At 72.0% G+C, this 22,782-nt stretch carries 19 protein-coding genes; 7 read left to right on the top strand and 12 right to left on the bottom strand.

Annotated elements, in window-relative coordinates; translation table 11 throughout:
- Nucleotides 1-62 precede the first annotated feature (62 nt).
- Nucleotides 63-1,142, bottom strand: coding sequence for a CobW family GTP-binding protein (locus ACGF3H_RS14135; RefSeq protein WP_393816493.1), 1,080 nt, complete (start codon nt 1,140-1,142; stop codon nt 63-65).
- A 319-nt stretch (nt 1,143-1,461) separates the two neighbouring features.
- On the opposite strand from ACGF3H_RS14135, the gene ACGF3H_RS14130 reads away from it, so the two are divergent.
- Both ACGF3H_RS14130 and ACGF3H_RS14125 read left to right on the top strand, forming a co-directional pair.
- A complete protein-coding gene (locus ACGF3H_RS14130) occupies nt 1,462-2,013 on the top strand; it encodes a DUF6082 family protein (protein WP_362490732.1) in 552 nt (183 codons plus the stop codon).
- A 95-nt stretch (nt 2,014-2,108) separates the two neighbouring features.
- On the top strand, nt 2,109-2,345 hold the full coding sequence (locus tag ACGF3H_RS14125) for a hypothetical protein (protein ID WP_029393384.1): 237 nt from the start codon (nt 2,109-2,111) through the stop codon (nt 2,343-2,345).
- Nucleotides 2,346-2,484: 139 nt separating this feature from the next.
- On the opposite strand, the gene ACGF3H_RS14120 is transcribed toward ACGF3H_RS14125, so the two are convergent.
- Nucleotides 2,485-3,627 (bottom strand): citrate synthase/methylcitrate synthase, encoded by a 1,143-nt coding sequence (locus tag ACGF3H_RS14120; RefSeq protein WP_362490728.1) that lies wholly within the window; start codon nt 3,625-3,627, stop codon nt 2,485-2,487.
- A 113-nt stretch (nt 3,628-3,740) separates the two neighbouring features.
- On the opposite strand from ACGF3H_RS14120, the gene ACGF3H_RS14115 reads away from it, so the two are divergent.
- The 4 genes from ACGF3H_RS14115 to ACGF3H_RS14100 all read left to right on the top strand — a co-directional run bounded on the left by ACGF3H_RS14115 (nt 3,741) and on the right by ACGF3H_RS14100 (nt 8,502).
- Nucleotides 3,741-5,000 (top strand): citrate synthase, encoded by a 1,260-nt coding sequence (locus ACGF3H_RS14115; RefSeq protein ID WP_362490725.1) that lies wholly within the window; start codon nt 3,741-3,743, stop codon nt 4,998-5,000.
- 54 nt (nt 5,001-5,054) lie between these two features.
- On the top strand, nt 5,055-5,996 hold the full coding sequence (locus ACGF3H_RS14110; protein ID WP_362490722.1) for a sucrase ferredoxin: 942 nt from the start codon (nt 5,055-5,057) through the stop codon (nt 5,994-5,996).
- 128 nt (nt 5,997-6,124) lie between these two features.
- A complete protein-coding gene (locus ACGF3H_RS14105; protein ID WP_362490720.1) occupies nt 6,125-7,825 on the top strand; it encodes a sensor histidine kinase in 1,701 nt (566 codons plus the stop codon).
- Complete coding sequence (locus ACGF3H_RS14100; protein ID WP_362490718.1) at nt 7,822-8,502, top strand: response regulator; 681 nt, start codon at nt 7,822-7,824, stop codon at nt 8,500-8,502. The genes ACGF3H_RS14105 and ACGF3H_RS14100 overlap by 4 nt, the downstream gene beginning before the upstream one ends.
- A 42-nt stretch (nt 8,503-8,544) precedes the next feature.
- Here ACGF3H_RS14100 and ACGF3H_RS14095 read toward each other — a convergent pair whose 3' ends face one another.
- From ACGF3H_RS14095 to ACGF3H_RS14070, 6 genes are all read right to left on the bottom strand, one after another.
- A complete protein-coding gene (locus ACGF3H_RS14095; protein ID WP_362490715.1) occupies nt 8,545-10,137 on the bottom strand; it encodes a cation acetate symporter in 1,593 nt (530 codons plus the stop codon).
- Nucleotides 10,134-10,697: a DUF485 domain-containing protein gene (locus tag ACGF3H_RS14090; protein WP_362490713.1), complete on the bottom strand. Its 564-nt coding sequence runs from the start codon at nt 10,695-10,697 to the stop codon at nt 10,134-10,136. Before ACGF3H_RS14090 ends, ACGF3H_RS14095 begins: the two co-directional genes overlap by 4 nt.
- Before the next feature lie 69 nt (nt 10,698-10,766).
- Nucleotides 10,767-11,450 carry a response regulator transcription factor gene (locus ACGF3H_RS14085; RefSeq protein ID WP_362490711.1) on the bottom strand — a complete coding sequence of 228 codons (684 nt, stop codon included), beginning with the start codon at nt 11,448-11,450 and terminating at the stop codon, nt 10,767-10,769.
- Entirely contained in the window at nt 11,447-12,598 is a 1,152-nt protein-coding gene (locus tag ACGF3H_RS14080; protein ID WP_362490709.1) for a histidine kinase, read from the bottom strand. The genes ACGF3H_RS14085 and ACGF3H_RS14080 overlap by 4 nt, the downstream gene beginning before the upstream one ends.
- A complete protein-coding gene (locus tag ACGF3H_RS14075; RefSeq protein ID WP_362490706.1) occupies nt 12,595-13,119 on the bottom strand; it encodes a DUF1453 domain-containing protein in 525 nt (174 codons plus the stop codon). Before ACGF3H_RS14075 ends, ACGF3H_RS14080 begins: the two co-directional genes overlap by 4 nt.
- 284 nt (nt 13,120-13,403) lie before the next feature.
- Entirely contained in the window at nt 13,404-15,527 is a 2,124-nt protein-coding gene (locus ACGF3H_RS14070) for a DNA topoisomerase IV subunit B (RefSeq protein ID WP_362490704.1), read from the bottom strand.
- Nucleotides 15,528-15,971: 444 nt separating this feature from the next.
- Here ACGF3H_RS14070 and ACGF3H_RS14065 point away from each other — a divergent pair, with 444 nt between their 5' ends.
- The gene (locus ACGF3H_RS14065) at nt 15,972-16,202 is read left to right on the top strand and encodes a hypothetical protein (RefSeq protein ID WP_161167239.1); all 231 of its coding nucleotides are present in this window, start codon (nt 15,972-15,974) and stop codon (nt 16,200-16,202) included.
- A gap of 109 nt (nt 16,203-16,311) precedes the next feature.
- Here ACGF3H_RS14065 and ACGF3H_RS14060 read toward each other — a convergent pair whose 3' ends face one another.
- From ACGF3H_RS14060 to ACGF3H_RS14045, 4 genes are all read right to left on the bottom strand, one after another.
- On the bottom strand, nt 16,312-17,178 hold the full coding sequence (locus ACGF3H_RS14060) for a serine protease (RefSeq protein WP_362490701.1): 867 nt from the start codon (nt 17,176-17,178) through the stop codon (nt 16,312-16,314).
- A gap of 154 nt (nt 17,179-17,332) precedes the next feature.
- Entirely contained in the window at nt 17,333-18,862 is a 1,530-nt protein-coding gene (locus ACGF3H_RS14055) for an RNA polymerase sigma factor (protein ID WP_362490699.1), read from the bottom strand.
- Nucleotides 18,863-19,297: 435 nt separating this feature from the next.
- Nucleotides 19,298-20,185, bottom strand: a complete 888-nt coding sequence (locus ACGF3H_RS14050; RefSeq protein ID WP_362490695.1) for an FCD domain-containing protein — start codon at nt 20,183-20,185, stop codon at nt 19,298-19,300.
- Nucleotides 20,186-20,348: 163 nt separating this feature from the next.
- Complete coding sequence (locus tag ACGF3H_RS14045) at nt 20,349-22,718, bottom strand: ATP-binding cassette domain-containing protein (protein ID WP_362490928.1); 2,370 nt, start codon at nt 22,716-22,718, stop codon at nt 20,349-20,351.
- Between the last annotated feature and the right edge of the window lie 64 nt (nt 22,719-22,782).

Below are 22,782 nucleotides of genomic sequence, written 5' to 3'. Positions count from 1 at the left end.
CCCGCCTGGGCCGTGCGCGGCCCAGGCGACGGGCGGCCTGTCCCGCCTGGGCCGTGCCCGGTTTAGGCGACGGGTGGCGGTTCCTCGCCGTCCGGCTCCGCCGGGTCACCGTCCTCGGGATCCGGTACGTAGCGCAGGACGCCCCACATGCCGTGTTCGTCGGCGTACGGGGTGTCGCTGCGGCACGCGTCGAGTTCCTTGCCGAGCGCGGCCGCGTCGATGCCGGCGCCGATCAGGACGAGCTGGGTGAGACGCGGGTCGGCGGATGGCTCCGGGTAGAAGCGCAGGAAACGCCCGACGGCGTGGACGGCGTACCGGTTGCGCCTGTCGTGCGGTCCGAAGTCGACGTAGCCCTTGATCCGGTACAGGCCCTCGGGCCGGCTGTCGAGGAACCGCATCAGCCGGCGCGGGTCGAGGGGCACGTCGGAGACGAAGGACACGCTGTCGTAGGCGGTGTGCAGATGGCCGGGCCGCGCGTCGCCCGGCGAGTGGTCGTGCAGGTCGTCGAAGGACAGCTGCCCGATGCGCTCCTCGCTGGGCCGGCAGTCGAAGAGGAACTCGGGGTCGATGCGTCCGTAGGCCGCGGGGAGCACGGCCGCGCGGTCGGCGAGTGAGCGCACGAGGGCGAGGACACGCCCGGCGTCCGGGGCCCGGTCGGTCTTGTTGACCACCACGAGGTCGGCCAGCGCCAGGTGGCGGTCGATCTCGGGGTGCTTGGCGCGCGTGGCGTCGAACTCGGCGGCGTCGACGACCTCGACGAGGCCGCCGTACACGATCTCCCGCTGTTCGCTGGCGAGCAGCATGCGCACGAGTTCCTGCGGCTCGGCGAGACCGCTGGCCTCGATGACGATGACGTCGACGCCGGCGTCGGGCCGGGCGAGCCGCTCCAGGTACCCGTCGAGTTCGCCGGCATCGACGGCACAGCACAGGCAGCCGTTGCCGAGCGAGACGGTGGAGTCGCCGAGTGCGCCGGCCACCGCCATGGCGTCGATCTCGATGGAACCGAAGTCGTTGACGAGGGCACCGATCCGGCTCCCTCCGCTGCGGTGCAGCAGGTGGTTGAGCAGGGTGGTCTTTCCGGAACCGAGAAATCCGGCAAGAACGACGACCGGGATCTGCCGGGACATCGGGCGCTGCCCCACCATGCGTCCTCTCTCTCACCTAGGCGTACGCCGGCCCGCGGCAGGGTGCACCCGCGGGAACGGAACTGCCTGCTCAGGATACGAGCAGGTGAGGTCGCCCCGGAGTGAACGATTGTTAGCAGCACTTGCGGGGCAGACGTTGGACATGGCGCCGGACTGTGCGACCCTCGCCTCCCTCCGTGCGCCGCCTCTCCGCCTCCCCGCCGATCAGCGCCGCTCGGCACTCTGGAGGCGGCACGCGCCGCCCATCGCTCGCCGGTCCCCGTCAGCCGACCCGCACTCGACGACCGGCGGGCGGTCGCCTGATTCGGGGGTTGACATGGTCACACGGAAAAACGTCAGGGGGAGGTTCGGCTCCGCCACGGCCGGTCTGCTGTTCGCCACGGCCGGACTGACGCTGGCCGCGCGGCAGCGGCGACTCGACGCGGCGCGCCTGCACGCACGGCAGCTGGAACTGGAGGAACTGGCGATCCGGCGCCAGTCGCTGGCACATCAGCAGCGCATGCACTGGGAACTTCTGACCAGGGCGATCGACGACCCTTCCCTGGCCGAGGTCATCGACACGTACGACCGCAGCATCCCGGCCGCGAGGCGGCGCCAGTTCTTCTACGCCAACGCCTGGTACGTGAACCTCTTCCACATCCACCGAGCAGGGCTGATCGGCCGGGACGAGCTGTACGGGCACCTTCGGGAGTTCCTCCAGAACCAGATCTTCCGCGAGTACTGGGAGGCCTCACGGCACATGAGGGCGACGCTCGAACAGTCGTCGGACGAAGCACGGATGGGCCACCTCGTCGACGGGCTCATCACGGAACTCGACGAAGCCGACACGGACGAGTGGTGGGTGGTCGGCACGCCTCCCACCGATTAGCGCAGCGGCTTTCGGCGTGTATCCGCGTGTGTCCCCGCACCACCAGTAACGTACTGCCGACCTGTGTGCCCAGTCTCTGTAAGGACCGGTACCCCTTGAAGATCGTGCGCCGTATCGGTGTGCCTCCGAGTGCCCGCGGCAGCGCGTCGGGCGCCAACTGCCCCGACGTGTTCGAGTTGAGCGACGGCAACTTCGCCGTCATCGGCACCGAGGCCACCGAGGCGCTGGAGCGGGAGCTGCCCGCCGACGCCGCCCGCGCCGACTACGAACGCATCGTCGTCGTGAGCCGGGAAACGCTGATCCGCGCCAAGGCCGACATCCCCGACGCCTGACGTCGTCGCCCACGTCTCCGGCCGCACCCACCGTCGCCCGCGCCGGACCCCCACCCGGCGAGCAGCGCGGTACCCCGTCTTTGCTCGACGCTTCCCGACCAGGCCTGGCGCCCGAACGGCACCAGGCCACTCGTGTTCCTCAGGCCGCCGCGGGCACGCCCACGGGCGCCGGCGGCCCCACGTACCGCGCCGCAGGCCGGATGATCTTCGAGTCCCCCGCCTGTTCCAGGATGTTCGCGCTCCAGCCCACCACCCGTGCCGCCGCGAACGTCGGGGTGAACATCTCGCGCGGCAGCCCGCACAGCTCCATGACCACGCCCGCGTAGAACTCGACGTTCGTGTGCAGTTCCCGGCCGGGCTTCAGTTCCGCGAGGATGGCCTCCACCTGTCGCTCGACCTCGACCGCGAACTCCACGCGGGGGCCGCCGAACCCCTGCGCCACCTCGCGGAGCAGCCGCGAACGGGGGTCCTCCGTGCGGTAGACGGCGTGGCCGAAACCCATGATGCGGTCGCCGGCGAGCACCCGCTCCCGGATCCAGGGGTCGATGCGCTCGGGCGTGCCGATCGCGTCCAGGGTGTCCAGCGCCCGGCTCGGTGCCCCGCCGTGCAGCGGCCCGGACAGTGCCGCCACCGCCCCGGCGAGGCAGGCCGCCACGTCCGCACCCGTCGAGGCGATGACCCGCGCGGTGAACGTTGACGCGTTGAACCCGTGATCAATGGTGGAGATCAAGTACTGCTCGACCGCCCGCGTGCGCCGCTCGTCCGGCTCCGCACCGGTCAGCATGTACAGGTAGTTCGCCGCGTACGGCAGGTCCTCGCGCGGCTCCACGGGCTCGAGTCCCCGCCCGAGCCGGTGCAGCGCGGTGAGCAGCGTCGGTACGGCCGCGGCGGCCACGAGGGTGTCCTGGCGACGCCGGCCGGCGTCCAGGTCGTACACCGGCCGGAAACCCTCGGCCGCGCCCAGCAGCGACAGCGCCGTGCGCATCCCGGCCAGCGGGCCGGAGCGTCCGCCGGCCGCCGCGATGGCGGGCAGCGCTGCCCTCACCTCGCCGGGCAGCCGCCGCAGCGCCGCGGTCTCGGCGGCGAAGGCGGCGCCGCGCCGCGTGTCCGGCAGTTCGCCGTTGACAAGGAGGTGCCAGACGTCCTCGAAGCCGCGCGTCCGCGCCAGTTCGACGGCCGAGTACTGCCGGTAGTGGTAGAAGCCCTCGAGGCCCCTGACGTCACCGACCTCGGTCTCGGTGACCACGACTCCCGCGAGCCCTCGCGGCACGTTGACAGACATGTTTGCCTCCCTAGACTCCATGTCACTGTCCATACTTGACTGTCTACCTGTCAATATTGATTGAATCAATATTCCGAGACGAGCCAGCCCCGAGGATCGATACGGTGACCCCCATGCACGATCAAGAACCCGGCCACTCCGCCGGCACCGAGCGGCGCCTGACCACCCGGGAGGCCGCCGAGCTTCTGGGCGTCAAGCCCGAGACCGTGTACGCGTACGTCAGCCGCGGCCAGCTCAGCAGCCGACGCGCACCCGGCGGCCGGGGCAGCACCTTCGACGCCGAGGAGGTGCAGCGGCTCGCCCGCCGCAACCGGCGCGAGAGCGGCGCGGCCCAGGGCTCCGGACAGGAACTGGCCGTCCGGACCCGGATCACGCTCATCGAGAAGGACCGGTACTACTACCGGGGCGTCGACGCGGTGGACCTCGCCTCGCGCCACAGCTACGAGGAGGTCGCCGAGTGGCTGTGGACGGGACGACTGCGCCACGGCGTCTCCTTCACCGCGCCTCAGGAGCCGGTGACGGTCGCCCGCCGGGCCGTCGACGCCCTGCCGGAACACGCCGGCCCCACCGACCGGCTGCGCGTCGCGGCCATCGCCGCCGCGGCCGCGGACCCACTGCGCTTCGACCTGTCCGAGGACGCCGTCCTGGGCACCGCCCGCGTCCTCATTCCCACCCTGGTCGCCGCGCTGCCCCCCGTGCTGCACGAGCACGAGGACGAGGGCCCGCTCGCCCGCCGTCTGTGGACGCGGCTGAGCGGGCGCCCCGCCGACGAGGCGTCGCTGCGCGTCCTCGACACCGCACTCTCCCTGCTCGTCGACCACGACCTGGCCGCCTCCACCCTCGCCGTGCGGGTCGCCGCGTCCGCGCGGGCGCACGCGTACGCGGCCGTGTCCGCCGGGCTCGGCGTGATCGAGGGCCCGTTGCACGGCGCGGCCGGCGGGCTCGCCCACCGGATGCTGCTCGAGGTGCTCGACCAGGGCAGCGCGGCACCGGTGATCGCGGAGGAGCTGCGGGCCGGCCGCCGGATCCCGGGACTGGGCCACCGGCTCTACCCCGGCGAGGACCCGCGCGCGCGTGCCCTGTTCACCCTTCTGGAGGACATCCCCGGGGCCGCGCCCACCCTCGCCGCGGCCCGCGACGTGGTGGCCACCACCGCCCGCCACACCCCCCTGCACGCCAACGTCGACCTGGCCCTGGCCGTGTTCACCGCCTCGTCCGGCATGCCCGTCACCGCCAGCGAGACCATCTTCGCGGTGGCCCGTACGGCGGGCTGGATCGCGCACGCGCTGGAGGAGTACGGGGAGCGCCCGCTGCGCATGCGCCCCAGCGGTCTGTACTCGGGTCCGAGGCCGCCGCAACCCCTGCCGGAGTAGCTCCCGAGCGCGGCTGGAAGTCATCGCGAGCCAACTCAGGTTAGGCTCACCTCTGTGAGTACGTGCTCAACCGTTTCCCGGGACCTCGACGAGCCCGTCTCGGGGACGGCACCGGTCGCGAGGACCTGGCTGCTGCTGGAGCAGCCAGGCCCCTGGGGTGCGAAGGCGCTCACTTCGAGCCACCTGGATCCCGCGCTGGGCCGTGCCCTGGAGGCGGCGGCGAAGGGGACCGGCGTACGCATCGCGCTCATCCGCCGCCCCGGCCGCCACGCGGACCGCCACACCCCCGCGGACCGCCGGGTGTACGTGGCCCACACCGCGCCGGGAAACGCGTGGGTGCACGGTGCCGTGGTGTCGGACCCCCGCCGGCTGCTCGACCTCGACTTCGCCGCGCTCGGCAGGGGCGACCGCCGCTCCTTCGACACGGTGCTCACGGGCGGTCCCCACACCGGCGATCCGCTCGTCCTCGTCTGCACCAACGGCAAGCGTGACCGCTGCTGCGCCCTCCTCGGCCGTCCCCTGGCCGCCGAGCTCGCCGCCTCCGGGGTCGAGGGCGTCTGGGAGGTCACCCACCTCGGCGGGCACCGTTTCTCGCCGACGATGCTCGTCCTGCCGTACGGATACGCGTACGGCAGGGTCCGGGCCGACGACGTCCGGGACATCCTCCACGGCGTCCGGGACGGCCGGATCGTCGTGGACAACTGCCGCGGGAACTCGGCGTGGGACCGGCCCGGCCAGGCGGCCGAACTGGCCGTGCGCTCGGCACTGGGCGAGGACGCGGCGCAGGTGCTGGGCATCGTCCGCACCGACGGCTGCGCCCCGCGCTGGGACGTGACCGTGGCCCACGCCGACGGACGGCACTGGCGGGTCACCGTCACCCAGGGGGCGTCGCTGCCGGCCCGCCCGGAGAGCTGTGGGACCTCGGTGCTCGGCTCGCCCGCCCGGATGGAGGTCACCGCGGTCCGTGAGCTGACGGTGACGGCGCTGGCGAGCTGAGGCCGGCGCCGGAACGCCGCGACCGTCGGCCGCGCGCTTCACCGGGAAGGCGTCGCGAGGCCCCCGTAAGCGAGATCCGCACCACACCCGCCTCCGGCACAGCGCGGCCCCCACGTACCGTCATGGGTATGAGCTCCACTCCCCCCGTTCGCCGCCTGCGCCTCGGCCTGCCACGGCGGGTGTTCTCCCAGGTGCTGCTGATGCAGCTGGCGATCGCCGCGGGAGTCGCGGTGCTCGCGACCGGGCTGTTCCTGGCCCCCCTCGGTGATCAGCTGGACGACCAGGCCATGCGCCGGGCCCTCGCGATCGCGCAGACCACCGCGCAGCAGCCGCAGATCGTCCGGGACCTGCGCGGCACCCCGCCGACGCCCGGCGGCCCGGTGCAGCGGGAGACGGAGCGGATCCGTGAGGCGACCAGCGCCGAGTACGTCGTCGTGATGGACCGGCAGGGGGTGCGCTGGTCGCACACCGACCCCGCGCGGATCGGCTCGGTCGTGTCCACCGACCCCGGGCAGGCCCTGGCCGGCCGTGAGGTCATGGAGATCGACGACGGCACCCTGGGCCGTTCCGCCCGCGGCAAGGTCCCCCTGCGCGACAGCGACGGTGACATCGTCGGGGCGGTCTCGGTGGGCATCGCGTACGACAGCGTCCGGGCCCGGCTGATCCACGCCATTCCCGGGCTGCTCGCCTACGCCGGAGGTGCCCTGGCCGTCGGCGCGCTGGCCGCCTGGCTCATCGCGCGCCGGGTCCAGCGGCAGACCCGGGACCTGGCCTTCTCGGACATCGCGGGACTGCTCGCCGAGCGTGAGGCCATGCTGCACGGCATCCGGGAGGGCGTCGTCGCCCTGGACCGCGGCGGCCGGGTCCGGCTCCTGAACGACGAGGCGCAGCGCCTGCTGGGCATCGGCCCGGAGGCCGTCGGACGCCGCCCCGACGAGGCGCTAGGCGCGGGCCGTACCGCCGATGTCCTGGCCGGACGGGTGGCCGGCACCGACCTGCTGACCGTGCGCGGCCAGCGGGTCCTGGTCGCCAACCGGATGCCCACCGACGACGGCGGCGCCGTCGCCACCCTGCGCGACCGCACCGAGCTGGAGCAGCTCGGCCGGGAGCTCGACTCGACGCGCGGTCTGATCGACGCCCTGCGCGCGCAGGACCACGAGCACGCCAACCGCATGCACACGCTGCTGGGGCTGCTGGAACTGGAGATGTACGACGACGCCGTGGAGTTCGTCGGCGAGGTGGTCGGCGACCACCGCGCCACCGCGGAGCAGATCACCGAACGCATCGGGGACCCGCTGCTCGCCGCCCTGCTGGTCGGCAAGGCGACCGTCGCGGCCGAGCGTCAGGTCGCCCTGTGGGTGTCGGACCGGACCCGGCTGCCGGACCGCCTGGTCGACCCGAGGGGGCTCGTCACGGTCGTCGGCAACCTGGTCGACAACGCGCTGGACGCCGTGGCGGGCACACCGCACGCGCGCGTGGAGGTCGAGCTGCGCGCGGAGGGCCGTGCCGTCACGCTCACGGTCCGCGACACGGGGCCCGGCGTGCCCCCCGAACACCGCGAGCTGGTGTTCACGGAGGGATGGTCCACCAAGGAACCGCCCGCGCACCGCCGGCGCGGCATCGGGCTGTCCCTGGTGCGCAGGCTCGCGGAGCGGCAGGGGGGCGGTGCCACCGTCCGCGCGGCGCACGGTGGAGGCGCGGAGTTCGTCGTCGTCCTGCCCGAGGCACTGACCGGCGCGGAACCGGAGCCCGCACTCACCGCCCCCGTGTGTCCCGCGCCCGACAGCGCCGCCCCCGTGAACACCGTCGCCGAGGAGGAGTCCCGATGATCGAGGTCCTGGTCGTGGACGACGACACGCGGGTCGCGCGGGTCAACGCCGCCTACGTCGCGAAGGTGCCGGGCTTCCACGTGGCCGGCGAGGCGCACAGCGCGGCGGAGGCGCTGCAGCGCGTGGAGAGCCTGCCGCGCCTGGACCTGATCCTGCTGGACCACTACCTGCCCGACCGGACCGGCCTGGAGGTCGTCCAGGAGATGCGGCGACGCGGTCACCAGACCGACGTGATCATGGTGACGGCGGCGCGGGACGTGGCGACCGTGCAGGCGGCGATGCGCCAGGGTGCCCTGCAGTACCTCGTGAAGCCGTTCGCCTTCGCGGGTCTGCGCGCCAAGCTGGAGGCGTACGCGGAGCTGCGCCGGACCCTCGACGGCGGTGGTGAGGCCGAGCAGGCCCAGGTGGACCGCATCTTCGGCGCCCTGTCGGCACCGTCGGAGCCGGGGCTTCCCAAGGGGCACTCCCCCACCACCGCCGAGGCGGTGCGCCAGTGCCTGATGAACGCCGGCGGGCCGCTGTCCGCCCAGGAGATCGCGGAACGGACCGGGGTGAGCCGCCAGACCGCCCAGCGCTATCTGAAGCTCCTGGAGCGCACGGGACGGGCCAGGCTGACCCTGAAGTACGGCGACGCGGGCCGTCCGGAACACCGTTACGAGTGGGCCACCCGGGCCTGAGCCGCCGCGCGGGCCCGTCGGTGGGCTGCGGCCGTCCTCGTCCTACACGGCCCCCGCCCCCGTCAGCGACCGCACCTCCGTCTCGGCGTGCCGGGCCTCGTCGGGGACCTCCGTCGAGGTGACCGTGCCGAGCCAGCCCGCGACGAAGCCCAGGGGGATCGAGACGAGGCCGGGGTTCTGCAGCGGGAAGAACTGGAAGTCGGCGCCCGGGAACAGCGACCGCGGGCCGCCCGACACCACCGGCGACACCAGCACGAGCACCACGGCCGGGATCAGCCCGCCGTAGACCGCCCACACGGCACCGCGTGTGGTGAAGCGGCGCCAGAACAGTGCGTAGAGCAGCACCGGCAGGTTGGCCGACGCCGCGACGGCGAAGGCGAGCCCCACCAGGAAGGCGACGTTGAGGTCGCGGGCGAGCAGACCGAGAGCGATCGCGACGGCCCCGATCCCGACGGCGGCGACGCGTGCCACGGCGACCTCGCTGCGGCGCCCGGCACCGCGGCGCCGCAGTGACGCGTACAGGTCGTGTGCCACGGAGGCCGAGGAGGCGAGGGTGATTCCGGCGACCACCGCGAGGATGGTGGCGAAGGCGACGGCGGCCACGACCGCGAACAGGACCGTCCCCCCGGTGGAGTCCGCGCCGCCGCCGAGGTCGAGCGCCAGCAACGGCACCGCGGTGTTGCCCGCCGCGTTCGACGCGCGTACGGCATCCGGGCCGACGACGGCGGCGGCTCCGAAGCCGAGCACGATCGTCATCAGGTAGAAGCCGCCGATGAGGCCGATCGACCAGACCACCGACCGGCGCGCGGCGCGGGCGGTGGGCACGGTGTAGAAGCGGGACAGGATGTGCGGCAGTCCGGCCGTGCCCAGTACCAGGGCGAGTCCGAGGCTGATGAAGTCGAGGCGGGAGGTCCAGTCCCCGCCGTACACCAGTCCGGGCGCCAGGAACGCCTCGCCGTGGCCGCTGCGCCCGGCCGCCGTGCGCAGCAGCCGGTCGACGTCGCCGTGGAAGCGCACCAGGACGAGCGCGGTCAGCGCCACGGTGCCGCCGAGCAGCAGGACCGCTTTCACGATCTGGATCCAGGTGGTGGCCCGCATCCCGCCCAGTGACACATAGATCACCATGAGCGCTCCGACGCCGATGACGGTCCAGGTCCGCGCCGCGTCGCCCGTGCCGCCGAGCAGCAGCGCGACCAGGCTGCCCGCGCCCACCATCTGCGCCACGAGGTACAGGACGGACACGGTGACCGAGGAGGTGCCGGCCGCGATCCGCACCGGCCGTTCCCTCATGCGCGCGGCCACTACGTCCGCGAGGGTGAACCTGCCGCAGTTGCGCACGAGTTCGGCGACCAGGAACAGCACGACGAGCCAGGCGACCAGAAAGCCCACCGAGTACAGCATGCCGTCGTAGCCGTACAGCGCGATGAGTCCGGAGATGCCGAGGAACGAAGCGGCGGACATGTAGTCGCCCGCGATGGCGAACCCGTTCTCCATCGGGGAGAAGAGACGGCCTCCCGCGTAGAACTCCTCCGCCGATCCCTGCCGGTGACGGCTCACCCATGTCGTGATTCCCAGGGTGACGGCGACGAAGGTACTGAACAGCAGCAGCGCCCACGTCTGGTGGTCGCCCGTCATGAGGCACCGCCCCGGACTCCACGGGTCAGTTCCTGGGTGTCCCAGCGCAGTTCGAGCGCGGCCCGGTCCCGGCGCAGCCGAGCGTGCCGGGCGTAGGCCCAGGTGAGCAGGAAGGTCGTGAGGAACTGTCCGAGCCCCGCAAGCATCGCCACGTTCACCGCTCCGGCCACCGGACGGGCCATCAGTCCGGGCGCCGCCGTGGCGGCCACCACATAGGCGACGTACCACACGAAGAAGGCGGCGACCGCCGGCACCACGAACCTGCGGTACCGGCCGCGGACCTCCTGGAAGGCGGCGCTGCGCTGCACCTCCAGGTACACCTCGGCCGCGCCCCGAGGAGCCTGTCCCGGCGCTTCCGGACGCGTCGGGGGCACCGCCGCCACGGAGACTCCCGAGTCCGCCGACTCGCCCCAGCCCGAGGCCAGGGCGTCGTACCAAGGGTCGTCGTATCGCGGGCTCGGGGCCTCCTCGGCGCCGGCCAGGTCCCGGCCCTCGCGGTGGTCGGCCGCGACGTCGGGACCGTACCCGGCGGCGCGGAGGCGATCGTTGCTTGACTGCATGCCCAAGGATGGACAGAACGGGAAGTTCCCTGACTCTTCTTCCCCACGCGCTTCACCCCATCAGGTGACTCACCCCGCTGGTGGCCGCACGATCCCCCTCCCGTAGGCGTAACGCACCGCCTGGGCGCGATCCTTGACGCCTGTCTTGGCGAACAGGTTGTTGATGTGGGTCTTCACCGTCGCCGTGGAGACGTGCAGTCTCCGCGCGATCTCCTGGTTGCTGAGCCCTTCGGCGATGAGGACCAGCACTTCGGTCTCCCGGGCGGTGAGTCCGTCCGGCGCCTGCGCCGGGGCCGCCTGTCGCGGTTCCGGCTCCGACAGACGCTCCAGGAGGCGTCGTTGGACGGCCGGCGAGAGACCGGCGTCCCCGGACAGCACGCTGTGCACCGCCCGGACGATCTCGTCCCCGCCCGCGTCCTTGGTGAGATAGCCGCGGGCCCCCGCCCTCAGGGCGGGGAAGAGCGACTCGTCGTCCCCGAAGGTGGTGAGGACGACGACCTGTGTACCCGGATGCTCGGCGCGGATCCTCCGGGTCGCCTCGACGCCGTCGCAGCGGGGCATCCTCAGGTCCATCAGCACCACGTCCGGTGCCAGTTCGGCGACCAGCCGCACCGCCTCCTCGCCGTCCCCCGCGGCACCGACGACCTCGACTCCCGGCAGCAGTCCGAGGAGCATGACGATCCCCTCCCGCACGACGGTCTGATCGTCCACGACCAGCACCCTCGCCGGCTTCTCCCGGACCTCCTCCGTCATACGGGCACCTTCAACGTCACCACGAACCCCTCCTCGCCCGGACCTGCCCGCAGCGAGCCGCCCAGCAGCTCGGCACGCTCCCGCATGCCCAGAAGACCGTACCCACCTCCGACACCGGTCAGTTCGCCCGGCGGTCCTCCCGAGTCCCGCACGTCCAGCGTCACCTCATGGGCGCTGTACTCCAGCCGCACCCGGACCCTGGCGCCGGGAGCGTGCTTGCGGACGTTCGTCAGTGCCTCCTGGGCGACCCTGCGCACCGCCTGCGACGCCTCGGCCGGCAGCGGTCTGCGATCACCTGTAACGGTGACCTCCGCGCCGTCGGCCGTGCTGACGAGCTGGGCCAGGAGGTCCTCCAGCGGCGTCAGGTCCCCGCGCAGGGCGGACAGCGCCTGCCGGGTCTCGGAGAGTCCGTCGCGGGCCATTCCCCGGGCCGCCACCACCCGTTCGAGGATGTCCTTCCGGTCTGCGCCTCTCTCGATCAGCAGCCTGGCCGCTTCCAGGTGCACCAGCTGTGCCGAGAGGCTGTGCGCCAGCACGTCGTGGATCTCCCGGGCGATGCGGGCCCGTTCCGCGAGCGCCGCCGACTCCGCCTCGGCGGCCCGTGCCGCCCGCTCCTGCGCCAGCAGCCGCTGTGCGTTCCCGCGTGCCTCGGCGTCCAGCCGCAACACGTATCCGGCGAGCGCCAGTCCGGCCATCGTGGCCGCTGTGGACAGCCACTCGTCGTCGTTGAACGCCGCGTAGGAGGCCAGGGCCACCGTGGTCACGGGGAGCGCCGCCGCGATGGGCAGCCGTTCCAGCGCGGAGATGGCGCAGCCGCACCAGATGACCAGGGCGGGGATCCGGAAATCGGCGGCCTGGGAGACGACCGCCACGCCCAGCATCGCCGTCACGAGCGCCATCGACGGCCACAGCCGGTGCTCCAGCGTGGTCCGGGTGAAGGCCCACGCGGCACCGGCGGTCACCAGGGCAGCGGCCACCGCCGCGATCGCGCCCCACCCCCGCACGGGACTGCGGGTGAACGTGCCCCACAGCAGCATGCCGAACACGAGCACACGAACTGCCCAGGTCAGCAAGCGGCGGCGGCCGGAGATCCCCACGTGCCCGAGTGCTTCTTCGGACGGCCACCGCGTCCAGACGTTCTCCGTCATGCGGGCTCCTTCCGGGCGGGGCGGGGCGCCAAGTCGCCGGGGGCGGCGCCGGTCGCCGCGGCCCGGCCCGGTGCCTGGGCGCGCCACGCCAGGATGCCGGAACGGGCGAGGAGTGTCGCCGCGAGCGCCAGGAGCAGGGCTGACGTGTCCTGACGCACTCCCAGGGCCGCACCGGCCGCGAAGAGCGCGGCACGCAGCGCGATGCCGGCGATCCACACGGCGATGCTCGCCCGGCTTCCTCTGCCCCACACGCCACCGTCCGCCGCCACCCATATGCGGGTGGTCCAGGCCCAGCCGACTCCGGTGGCGGCACCGATGCACAGTTCCGCGGCGAGCAGCAGGACCGACGCCGGCCGGTGGTCGGCGTCGATCACGCCCGGCTGCCGCAGGGCCAAGACGCCCAGGACCACGGGCGCGACCCACCAACGCGTGTCTGTGTCGATCCGTTGCGCGCGGAACTGGCGGAGGACGACGAGACCGGCCACAGCCACGATCATCAACGCGTCGACGAGCCCGGGCATCACGGCCTCCTGGAGGGGCGAAGGACGGTGCCGGTGGCGGCCACCACCGACGCCTTCGACGCTACGCACCCCGCGCGGTCACGGGATCGGCGCCCGGGTGGATCACGGGTGGAGCCTCGGCAGGCACCGGGCTCCACCTGCGGGTGGAGGGAGGTCGGGGCGGCCGCGGCGAGCGGGCTTCCCATCCACCGGGCCGTGCACGGCAACGGCACCCACGAACGGCAGACGGCCCGGCCCCGGGCCCGTCCAGGAGACGGGGCCGGGGCCGGGGCCGGGGGGTACGGCTAGGCGTCGATGCGCGACCGGTCGAGCGTCGCGGCCGAGTTGGAGATGAACTCCTTGCGGGGAGCGACGTCGTTGCCCATCAGCAGATCGAAGACGTTCTCCGCGGATTCGAGATCGGTGAGGTTGATCCGGCGCAGGGTACGGCGGCGCGGGTCCATGGTGGTCTCGGCCAGCTGGTCGGCGTCCATCTCGCCGAGGCCCTTGTAGCGCTGGATGGAGTCCTTGTACCGGATGCCCTTGGTCTGGAACTCCATGAGCTTGTCGCGCAGTTCGCGGTCCGAGTACGTGTAGACGTACTTGTCCTGGCCCTTCTTCGGCTGGGTGAGTTCGATGCGGTGCAGGGGCGGCACCGCGGCGAAGACCCGGCCGGCCTCGACCATGGGCCGCATGTAGCGGTGGAACAGGGTCAGGAGCAGCGTCCGGATGTGGGAGCCGTCCACATCGGCGTCGGTCATCATGATGATCTTGCCGTAACGGGCCGTGTCGATGTCGAAGGTACGGCCCGATCCGGCTCCTATGACCTGGATGATCGCGCCGCACTCGGCGTTCTTCAGCATGTCCGTGACGGACGACTTCTGAACGTTGAGGATCTTGCCGCGGATCGGCAGCAGGGCCTGGAACTCGGAGTTCCGGGCGAGCTTCGCCGTACCCAGCGCGGAGTCGCCCTCCACGATGAACAGCTCGCTGCGGTCGACGTCGTCGCTGCGGCAGTCGGCGAGCTTCGCGGGCAGCGAGGAGGACTCCAGGGCCGTCTTGCGGCGCTGGGCGTCCTTGTGCTGGCGGGCGGCGATGCGGGTGCGGGCCGCGGCGACGGCCTTCTCCATGACCACCCGGGCCTGCTGGGCGGCGTCGCGCTTGGTCGAGGTCAGGAACGCCTTGAGTTCCTTGCTGATCACGTTGTTCACGATGCGGCGGGCCGCCGAGGTGCCGAGGACCTCCTTGGTCTGCCCCTCGAACTGCGGCTCGGCGAGGCGGACCGTGACGACCGCCGTCAGGCCCTCCAGGGCGTCGTCCTTGACGATGTCGTCCTCGGCGACGCGCAGGAGCTTCTTGGCCCGCAGCACCTCGTTCATCGTCTTGGCGACGGCCTGCTCGAAGCCGGCGACGTGGGTGCCGCCCTTGGGCGTGGCGATGATGTTGACGAACGACCGGAGCGTGGTGTCGTACCCGGTGCCCCAGCGCAGCGCGACGTCGACCCCCAGGTCGCGGGTGACCTCGGTGGGCGTCATCTGCCCGTACTCGTCCAGGACCGGGACGGTCTCCTTGAAGCTGCCCTGCCCGCTGAAGCGGAGGACGTCGCAGACGGGCCGGTCACTGGCCAGGAACTCGCAGAACTCGCTGATGCCGCCGTCGAAGCGGAAGGACTCCTCGCCCTTGCTGCCGCCGTCGCCGAGGCCGAACTCGTCGCGGACGACGATGGTCAGTCCGGGCACCAGGAACGCGGTCTGGCGGGCGCGCTGGTGCAGCGTCTCCAGGGAGAGCTTGGCGTCCTTGAGGAAGATCTGCCGGTCGGCCCAGTACCGCACGCGCGTGCCGGCGCGGCTCTTGGGGATCTTCTTGGCCTTGCGCAGTCCGCTCTTGGCCTCGAACTTGGCGTCGGGGCCCGCCCCCGCGAACGCGCCCGGGACTCCGCGCCGGAAGCTGATGGCGTGGGTGTTCCCGTCACGGTCGACCTCGATGTCGAGGCGGGCGGACAGGGCGTTCACCACGGACGCGCCGACGCCGTGCAGGCCACCCGAGGCGGCGTACGAGCCGCCGCCGAACTTGCCGCCGGCGTGCAGCTTGGTCATGACGACCTCGACGCCGGACAGGCCGGTCTTGGGCTCGACGTCGACCGGGATGCCGCGGCCGTTGTCCCGGACCTCCACCGACGCGTCGTCGTGGAGGATCACCTCGATGTGGTCGCAGTGACCCCCGAGAGCCTCGTCGACGGAGTTGTCGATGATCTCCCAGAGGCAGTGCATCAGACCACGGCTGTCGGTCGATCCGATGTACATGCCCGGACGCTTGCGCACGGCCTCGAGCCCCTCGAGGACGAGCAGGTGCCGCGCGGTGTAGTTGGATCCGTCCCGGTCTGCTCCTGCCAGCAGCGCAGTGGACGGCACGGACGTCTCGGCGGTCACGCGGTTCGCTCCTCGCTGAATTTCAGATGGGGCCCCGCTGGGTAAGGGCGCGGCTCGGTTCACCGGTCAGAGGGTACAGAGGCCTGGTAGAGCCGGTGTAACGCCACCCTCGCGGAAAACTCACCCTAGTCCACGGTCGCATACTTGTTCGATCCCTCGATGGGGTGAAGTACACATCACGTTCCCTTCGAGGCATGAACCATTTAGGCTCCGGGCACGTCCTCATGAACAAACCGGCAACCCAGCCGGCGGGACCGATCCACTGACCGACCGCGCGAACCCGTACGACACAGAGACACGCAATACGGCACATTCGCCGCCAACCGGCAACAGCCGGCCACTCGGAAGAAATTTTTTCGAGGAAAAGCCACGAGCGGGAACGTTTTGGGGCTGGTTGGATGTTGACCCTGGTACGACAGCTCGTCGAGCTAGAGAAGAGGCGACGTGACTACTGTTCTGACTTCCGCGAGCCCGCTGACGGCCGCTGATCGCTGCGACCGCTGCGGCGCCCAGGCATACCTGCGCGTCGTCCTGCTGAGCGGCGGAGAACTGCTCTTCTGCGCCCACCACGGTCGCAAGTTCGAGCCGGAACTCAAGAAGATCGCCGCTGAGATACAGGACGAGACGGAGCGGCTGACGGCCGTTCCCGCGTCTTCCCCCGAGGAAGACCGCTGAGGCTGCGCGCCGACCGACGAGCGAACCGGCACAGGCCGGACGAACGGGCGGCCACCTCCGACACGGAGGTGGCCGCCCGTGCTCGTGTCCGGTGAGCCCTCAGGGCGCGTCAGGCGGCCTTGCGCTGGTGCGGGGCCCTGTCCCAGCCCAGCGCCCGCAGAGCGGCGGAGATCCGCGTGTACACCCCGGGATTGCCGGGGCGCCCGCAGCCGTTCCCCCAGGACACGAGTCCGATGAGTCTCCCCCGGGCGACGAGCGGTCCTCCGCTGTCCCCCTGGCAGGCGTCGCGCCCGCCGGCTTCCACCCCGGCGCACAGCATGGTGCCCGGCAGGTACCTTCCGTCGCCACCCCCCGGATACGCCCGTTCACAGAGGGCGTCGGACAGTACGCGCACGCGTGACGCCCGCAGGCCGCTGGCGTAGTCCCCGGCACCCGAGGTGTCCCCCCACCCGTAGACGAGCGCTCCGGTCCCCGGTCCGTACGCCGTGTCGCCCTCGGCCGCCATGGCGATGACCGAGCCGGCGGGAAGAGCCTCGGAGAGGGTGAGAACGGCGAAGTCACCGGCATTGCTGATGTCGTCGTGCGCCGGGTTGACCCAGACGTCACGCACGGGAATCTCCTCCCCCTCGTCCGACAGCAGGTCCGTGCGCCCCGCGATGACCTTGAGGTCACCTACCTGTTCGGGCGGGGATCCCAGGACCTCCTCACCGAGGCAGTGGGCCGCCGTGAGCACGGTGGTCCGGCCGACGGCCACTCCCCCGCAGAACTGTCCCGCCCGCGTGCCTCCGAACCGGGCACGACTGGACAGGGCCACGGTCCACGGGCTGTCGGACACGTCGACCGGAAACCCACCGACGACGATGCCGTCGGTGGCGGCGGGAGCGGAGGCGGAGGCGGCGGACGCCAGCGGTATCGCCGTCGCCACGGCCGCCAGGACGAGCGGCCGCGCGAGTACCCGGGCAAAGAGGCGACGCATACGGACTCCTCACGGAGAGGTGTACAGGGAACACCCAGGGTGATCCACCTCGTCGGACCTCGCACCCGCTGGTCAGCACGAAGGCCCGGTTCCCCCATGGGGGAACCGGGCCTTGCCGGTCGTACGCCCGCTCTCGCGGGACGTACGGCCGTTACTAGTCGAGGTAGTCGCGCAGCACCTGGGAGCGCGACGGGTGACGCAGCTTCGACATGGTCTTGGACTCGATCTGGCGGATGCGCTCGCGCGTGACGCCGTACACCTTGCCGATCTCGTCGAGGGTCTTAGGCTGACCATCGGTGAGACCGAACCGCATGGAGACGACACCCGCCTCGCGCTCGGAAAGGGTGTCCAGCACGGAGTGCAGCTGCTCCTGGAGGAGCGTGAAGGAGACGGCGTCGGCCGGAACGACGGCCTCGGAGTCCTCGATGAGGTCACCGAACTCGCTGTCGCCGTCCTCGCCCAGCGGGGTGTGCAGCGAGATGGGCTCACGGCCGTACTTCTGGACCTCGATGACCTTCTCGGGGGTCATGTCGAGTTCCTTGGCCAGCTCCTCCGGGGTGGGCTCGCGGCCCAGGTCCTGGAGCATCTGGCGCTGCACGCGCGCGAGCTTGTTGATGACCTCGACCATGTGCACCGGGATGCGGATGGTGCGGGCCTGGTCGGCCATCGCTCGCGTGATCGCCTGACGGATCCACCAGGTGGCATACGTGGAGAACTTGTAGCCCTTGGTGTAGTCGAACTTCTCGACCGCGCGGATCAGACCGAGGTTGCCCTCCTGGATGAGGTCCAGGAAGAGCATGCCGCGGCCGGTGTAGCGCTTGGCCAGGGAGACCACCAGGCGGAGGTTGGCCTCCAGGAGGTGGTTCTTGGCTCGGCGGCCGTCCTCGGCGATGATCTCCAGCTCACGCTTGAGCTTGGGCGCGAGCTTGTCGGAGTTCGCCAGCTTGTCCTCGGCGAAGAGGCCCGCCTCGATGCGCTTGGCGAGCTCGACCTCCTGCTCGGCGTTGAGCAGGGGGACCTTGCCGATCTGCTTGAGGTAGTCCTTGACCGGGTCGGCGGTGGCGCCGGCCGCGGCGACCTGCTGGGCGGGAGCGTCGTCCTCGTCCTCGTCGGACAGCACGAAGCCCGCGTTCTCGGTGCCCTCGGGCTCCTCGGTCGCCGCCTTCGGCTCCTCGATCGCCTCGTCCTCGAGAAGCTCGCCGTCGTCCTTCTTGGCGCTGGTCTTCTTGGCCGCCGTCTTCTTGACGGTCGCCTTCTTCGTCGCCGCCTTCTTGGCGGTGGTCTTCTTGGCCGCCGGCTTCCCGGCCGACGCCTCTTCCTCGGCCGCGGGGTCAGCGGCAGGAGCCGCCGGTGTGGCGGGGGCGGCCTTCCTGCTGGTCACCGGCTTCGCCGCGACCGTCTTGGTGGCGGTGCGCTTGGCGGGACTCTTCGCTGCGACGCTCTTTCGGGTGCGCTTGGGCTCTGCGGCACTGACCATCAGCGTCACACCCTCTTCCTCGAGGATCTGGTTGAGGCTGCGCAGTACGTTCTTCCACTGAGTGGCCGGAATCTGGTCAGCTTCGAAGGCCCGACGCACGTCATCGCCGGCGATCTGCCCCTCAGCCTTTCCCCGCTCGATGAGCGCCATGACAGAGACGGATTCGGCGATCTCCGGCGGGAGCGTACGGGATGTGCTGGCCGACACGAACAACCTCTCGGAACGTTGGAAAACGGCTTCCGGCCCCGTCCGGGGAGGACAGGGGCCGACCGCCGGCTTGGGGATGGGCCGACGGCGCGGGCGGGGGCCGGGGAGATGCACAGCGCCGTGAACGGCGTCCGTATTCCCTCCGCGGCTGTCACCTCTTAGGTCATCGCGTTGTTCCCACGAGCGTTACGCCCAATCCGCGTGGCCCGAGTCACACCCCGTAAGCACTCAAAACCGGTCACACGCGAACAAAGAGGGTCGTCAATCGTTCCGGTTCGACCGGGCCTGGAGCGTCAAGCGGTTCATCATCACACCGTCGGACCCCGCGGGGTCCGGAGATCCCGCGGGGCCCGCGGCGGCGGCGAGCCGGCCGGCCACGGCCAGAGGAGGGGCTGGCGGGTGTGGCCGGCGCGCGCCGTGTCGGGGGGTGCGTGCTCAGTGCTCGCGCGGGGCGGGCACCACGCGGTCCACCTCGGGGTGGACGGTCAGGAGCTGCCGCATGGCCGTCTCGGCCGCGGCGCCGTCACCGGCCCCCAGGGCGTCGACGATCCGGCCGTGCTGCGCCAGCGAGGCGTCGTTCGGCCGGTCACAGCCCGTGACCGGTCCGCCGGAGACGTGGAGGGCGGCGGACACGATCCCCGAGAGGTGCCCCAGCATGCGGTTGCCGGCGACCTGGATGAGGAGCGTGTGGAACTCGGCGTCGGCGCGGGAGAAGGTGAGCGCATCACCCTGCCCCATGGCATTGCCCATGATCCCGACCATGTCGCACAGCCGCCGCTGCACATCCTCGCGCCCGTGCCCGGCGGCGAGGCGCGCGGCGAGCGGCTCGATGGTCCAGCGCAGCTCACTGAGCTCACGGCGCTGGTCGTCACGCTGCGGGCCGAAGGCGCGCCATTCGATGATGTCGGGGTCGAGGAGGTTCCAGTCGCTGACGGGGCGCACCCGCGTACCGACGTTCGGGCGGGCGCTGACCAGGCCCTTGGCCTCCAGGACACGGAGCGATTCACGGACGACGGTGCGGGAGACCTCGAAACGCTGACCGATCTCCTCGGGCACCAGGGGACGGTCGGCCCCCAGGTCGCCCGAGACGATCATCTGGCCGAGCTGCTGAACGAGTTGCCCGTGCAGTCCACGCCCTCGGCTGCCCCCGGTGCGCCGGCCCACGCGTCCCAGCTCGGGCTCCACGCCTTCCCAGGCGGGCACCCCGACGCGGTCGGCGGCGGCCGCCTCGGCGTACGGGTAGCGGTCGAGTTCGCCCGGGTTCGCGAGGCCGGAGTCGGCGGAACGGGCGGCGGTCATCATGGTGTGCGCAAGGGTAGTCACGCATCCTTTGTCGGCCTCGCCTCCAACTCCCTTGAGGTCTTTGGTGAAAAGCACACGAAAGGGTGATCGCTCACCCCGTCGCAATTGACGCCTTATCGGAAAGAAATGGGCGTTCCCCGGGGAGTTGCGCACATGGTCGAACCGGAAGGGTACGGGCGGGCTGTCAGCGGGTCCTGCCGCGCAGGGTCATGAGCAGATACGCGCAGAGCAGAGCGGTCAGTGACAACGTCATTGCGCTGCCCACGGGTTGAGCGAGGACCCGAAGGATCTCTCCGAGGTAACGCTGCCCGCCGAACGGCCACTGCGTCAGGAGCGCCTCCCGCAGCCGCATCGGAAGGCCGGCCGCGGTCCGCACGGACTGGCCCTGCCAGACCCTTTGTACGAGGGGAACGACGAGGACGGGAACGGCGACCACCGCGGCGAGCCCGGCCGAAGTGGAGCGGAAGATTCCCGCGGCCAGCACCCCGGACCAGGCGCATCCGACGCAGAGCCCGAGCCAACCGGTGCCCAGCGCGGGCCAGTCGGCGGGGACCCGTGTCAGCTCCGGCCCGTAGAACAGGTGGAGCACCTCCGCGTCGCAGCCCACCGTGAGGACCGCCAGCATGATCGCGGTGGCCGCGGAGACGACGAGTTTGGCGGTCAGCAGCCCCAGCCGACGGGGCACGGTGCCGCGGTCCGCCGCCAGGGCGGGATGACGGAACTCGTCGCCGAAGGCCAGCGCGCCGAGCAGTCCCGCGCCGAGCGCGGCGGGCGGCAGCGGCAGCTCCCGCGGCCAGGCTGCCAGCAGGCGCGGCTGCGGGGTGTGTCCGATGCGGGCGAGGAGCACGGCGGTGACGGCGGACACGAGCAGGACGGCCGCCCCGGTGAGGAATCCGGTGCCGATGCCGGTCGCGCGGCGCAGTTCGTACCTGAGCGGGCGGAGGGGGCTCGGCGCGGAGCGGACGGAGATGGGCGGTGGGAGGGGGGACAGGGCACGGCCGGAGGCCGGTGCGCCGGAGGTGAGCGCGGCGCCCGGGTGCGGCGCGCCTCGTGGGGCAGGTCGTGGGGACGCGGGGCGGGAATCGTGCGACGCCGGGGTGGCCGCCTCGGTTGCCGTTTCGTCCTCGCCCTCGGCTCGGGGGGCGTCGCCCGGCGCGGACGCCTCGGGGGCCGAAGGGGTCGCTCGAACCGCCGGGGACACCGCCTCGTCCGCCGCCGCCTGCCCGGGCTCGTCGGGGGCGGCAGCGGCGGACCTGGGCCCGGCGGACCGCTGAGCGCCGGCCGGGCTGGGGATCCGGTAGGGGCCGGCCGTCCCCGGCACCTCGGCGGGCACATGGCGCAGGCCGGCGGGCGAGAGGGAGGTGTCCGGAGCTGAGGGGACGGCGCCGGCGGCCGAGGACGCCGCGGCGGAGGCCGAGGAGGCCGTGCCGGCGACCGACGCATCGGTACCGGCGGTACCGGCGTCCGAATGACCCGCCCCGGTGACGGAAGAACTCGCTCCCGTGACCGAAGGGCCCGCCCCAGTGGTGGAAGGGCCCGCTCCGGTGGTGGGAGACTCCGCTCCCGGGCCGGAAGAGCCCGTGCCGGTCGGCTGCCGGGGGGCCGGTGACGGGTGGCTCTCGATGGCCCGGTGCCGGCGGACCGGAGCCGAGCGCCCCAGGGGCGCCGTACTCGCACCTGGCCCCATGTCGCCGACCTCGTCGGCCAGTTGGTGCACGAGGATGCCGTGACGGAAGGCCGTGTCGCCGATGTCGGCGCACGTACTGCCGTACACGGCCAGGCGGTTGCCGCTCTCCTGCACGACCTCGACGGAACGGCGGCCGGTGCGCGCCTCCTTGACCAGCAGAGCGGCGAGACGGGCCGCGTGCGGGCTGCGCACGGCGACGCGGGGGCGCAGGCGGGTCCGGGAGAAGTCCGCGGCCTCCTGGTCGGCGACGACTCTCCCCCGTTCCAGCGTGACGACGTGGTCGGCGGCACGCGCCGCTTCCTTGGGGTCGGACGTGCTGAACAGGACGGTGCCGCCCTGCGCCGCGTGGGCGCGCAGGGCGCCGTGCAGCCAGCGGGCCTCACCGGCGGAGAGCGCGCCGGCCGGGTCGTCGAGCACCAGGGTGTGCGGATCGGCCAGCAGTGCGCAGGCCAGCCCGAGGCGCCGGTCCATACCGCGCGCCAGGGTGCCGAGGCGTTCGTCGCGCAGACTCACGAGGCCCACGGACTCCAGAACGTCGTCCGCACGCCGGCCGGGAACACCGGCGGCCGCGCAGAGCATCCGCAGATGGCCGCGGACGGTGCGGGCCGGGTGCCCGGGCACATCGCCCAGCAGCACCCCGACTTCGCGCGAGGGGTGGGCGATGCGGTGCAGGGGGCGGCCCCTGAAGTAGGTGATGCCACGGCCGCGTTGCAGTCCGAGCATGAGTCTGAGCGTCGTCGTCTTGCCCGCGCCCGGGGCTCCGAGCAGTGCGGTGACGCGGCCCGCGCGGGTCTCGAAGGAGACGTCGTCGACGGCGGGCGGATGCTCCTTGCGGGGGTTGCTGGTCAATCCGAAGACCTGGATCACTCGCAGCAAGATAGCGCGCAATACTCCTTTTTTCGGGCATCGTGCGGCTTTTCGGGTGTAAAGG

Origin of the sequence: Streptomyces sp. NPDC048185 (genome assembly GCF_043202495.1) — a bacterium.
Classification (GTDB): domain Bacteria; phylum Actinomycetota; class Actinomycetes; order Streptomycetales; family Streptomycetaceae; genus Streptomyces.
Note: the sequence above shows the minus strand (reverse complement) of the source record. Positions and strands in the feature narration are given on the sequence as shown.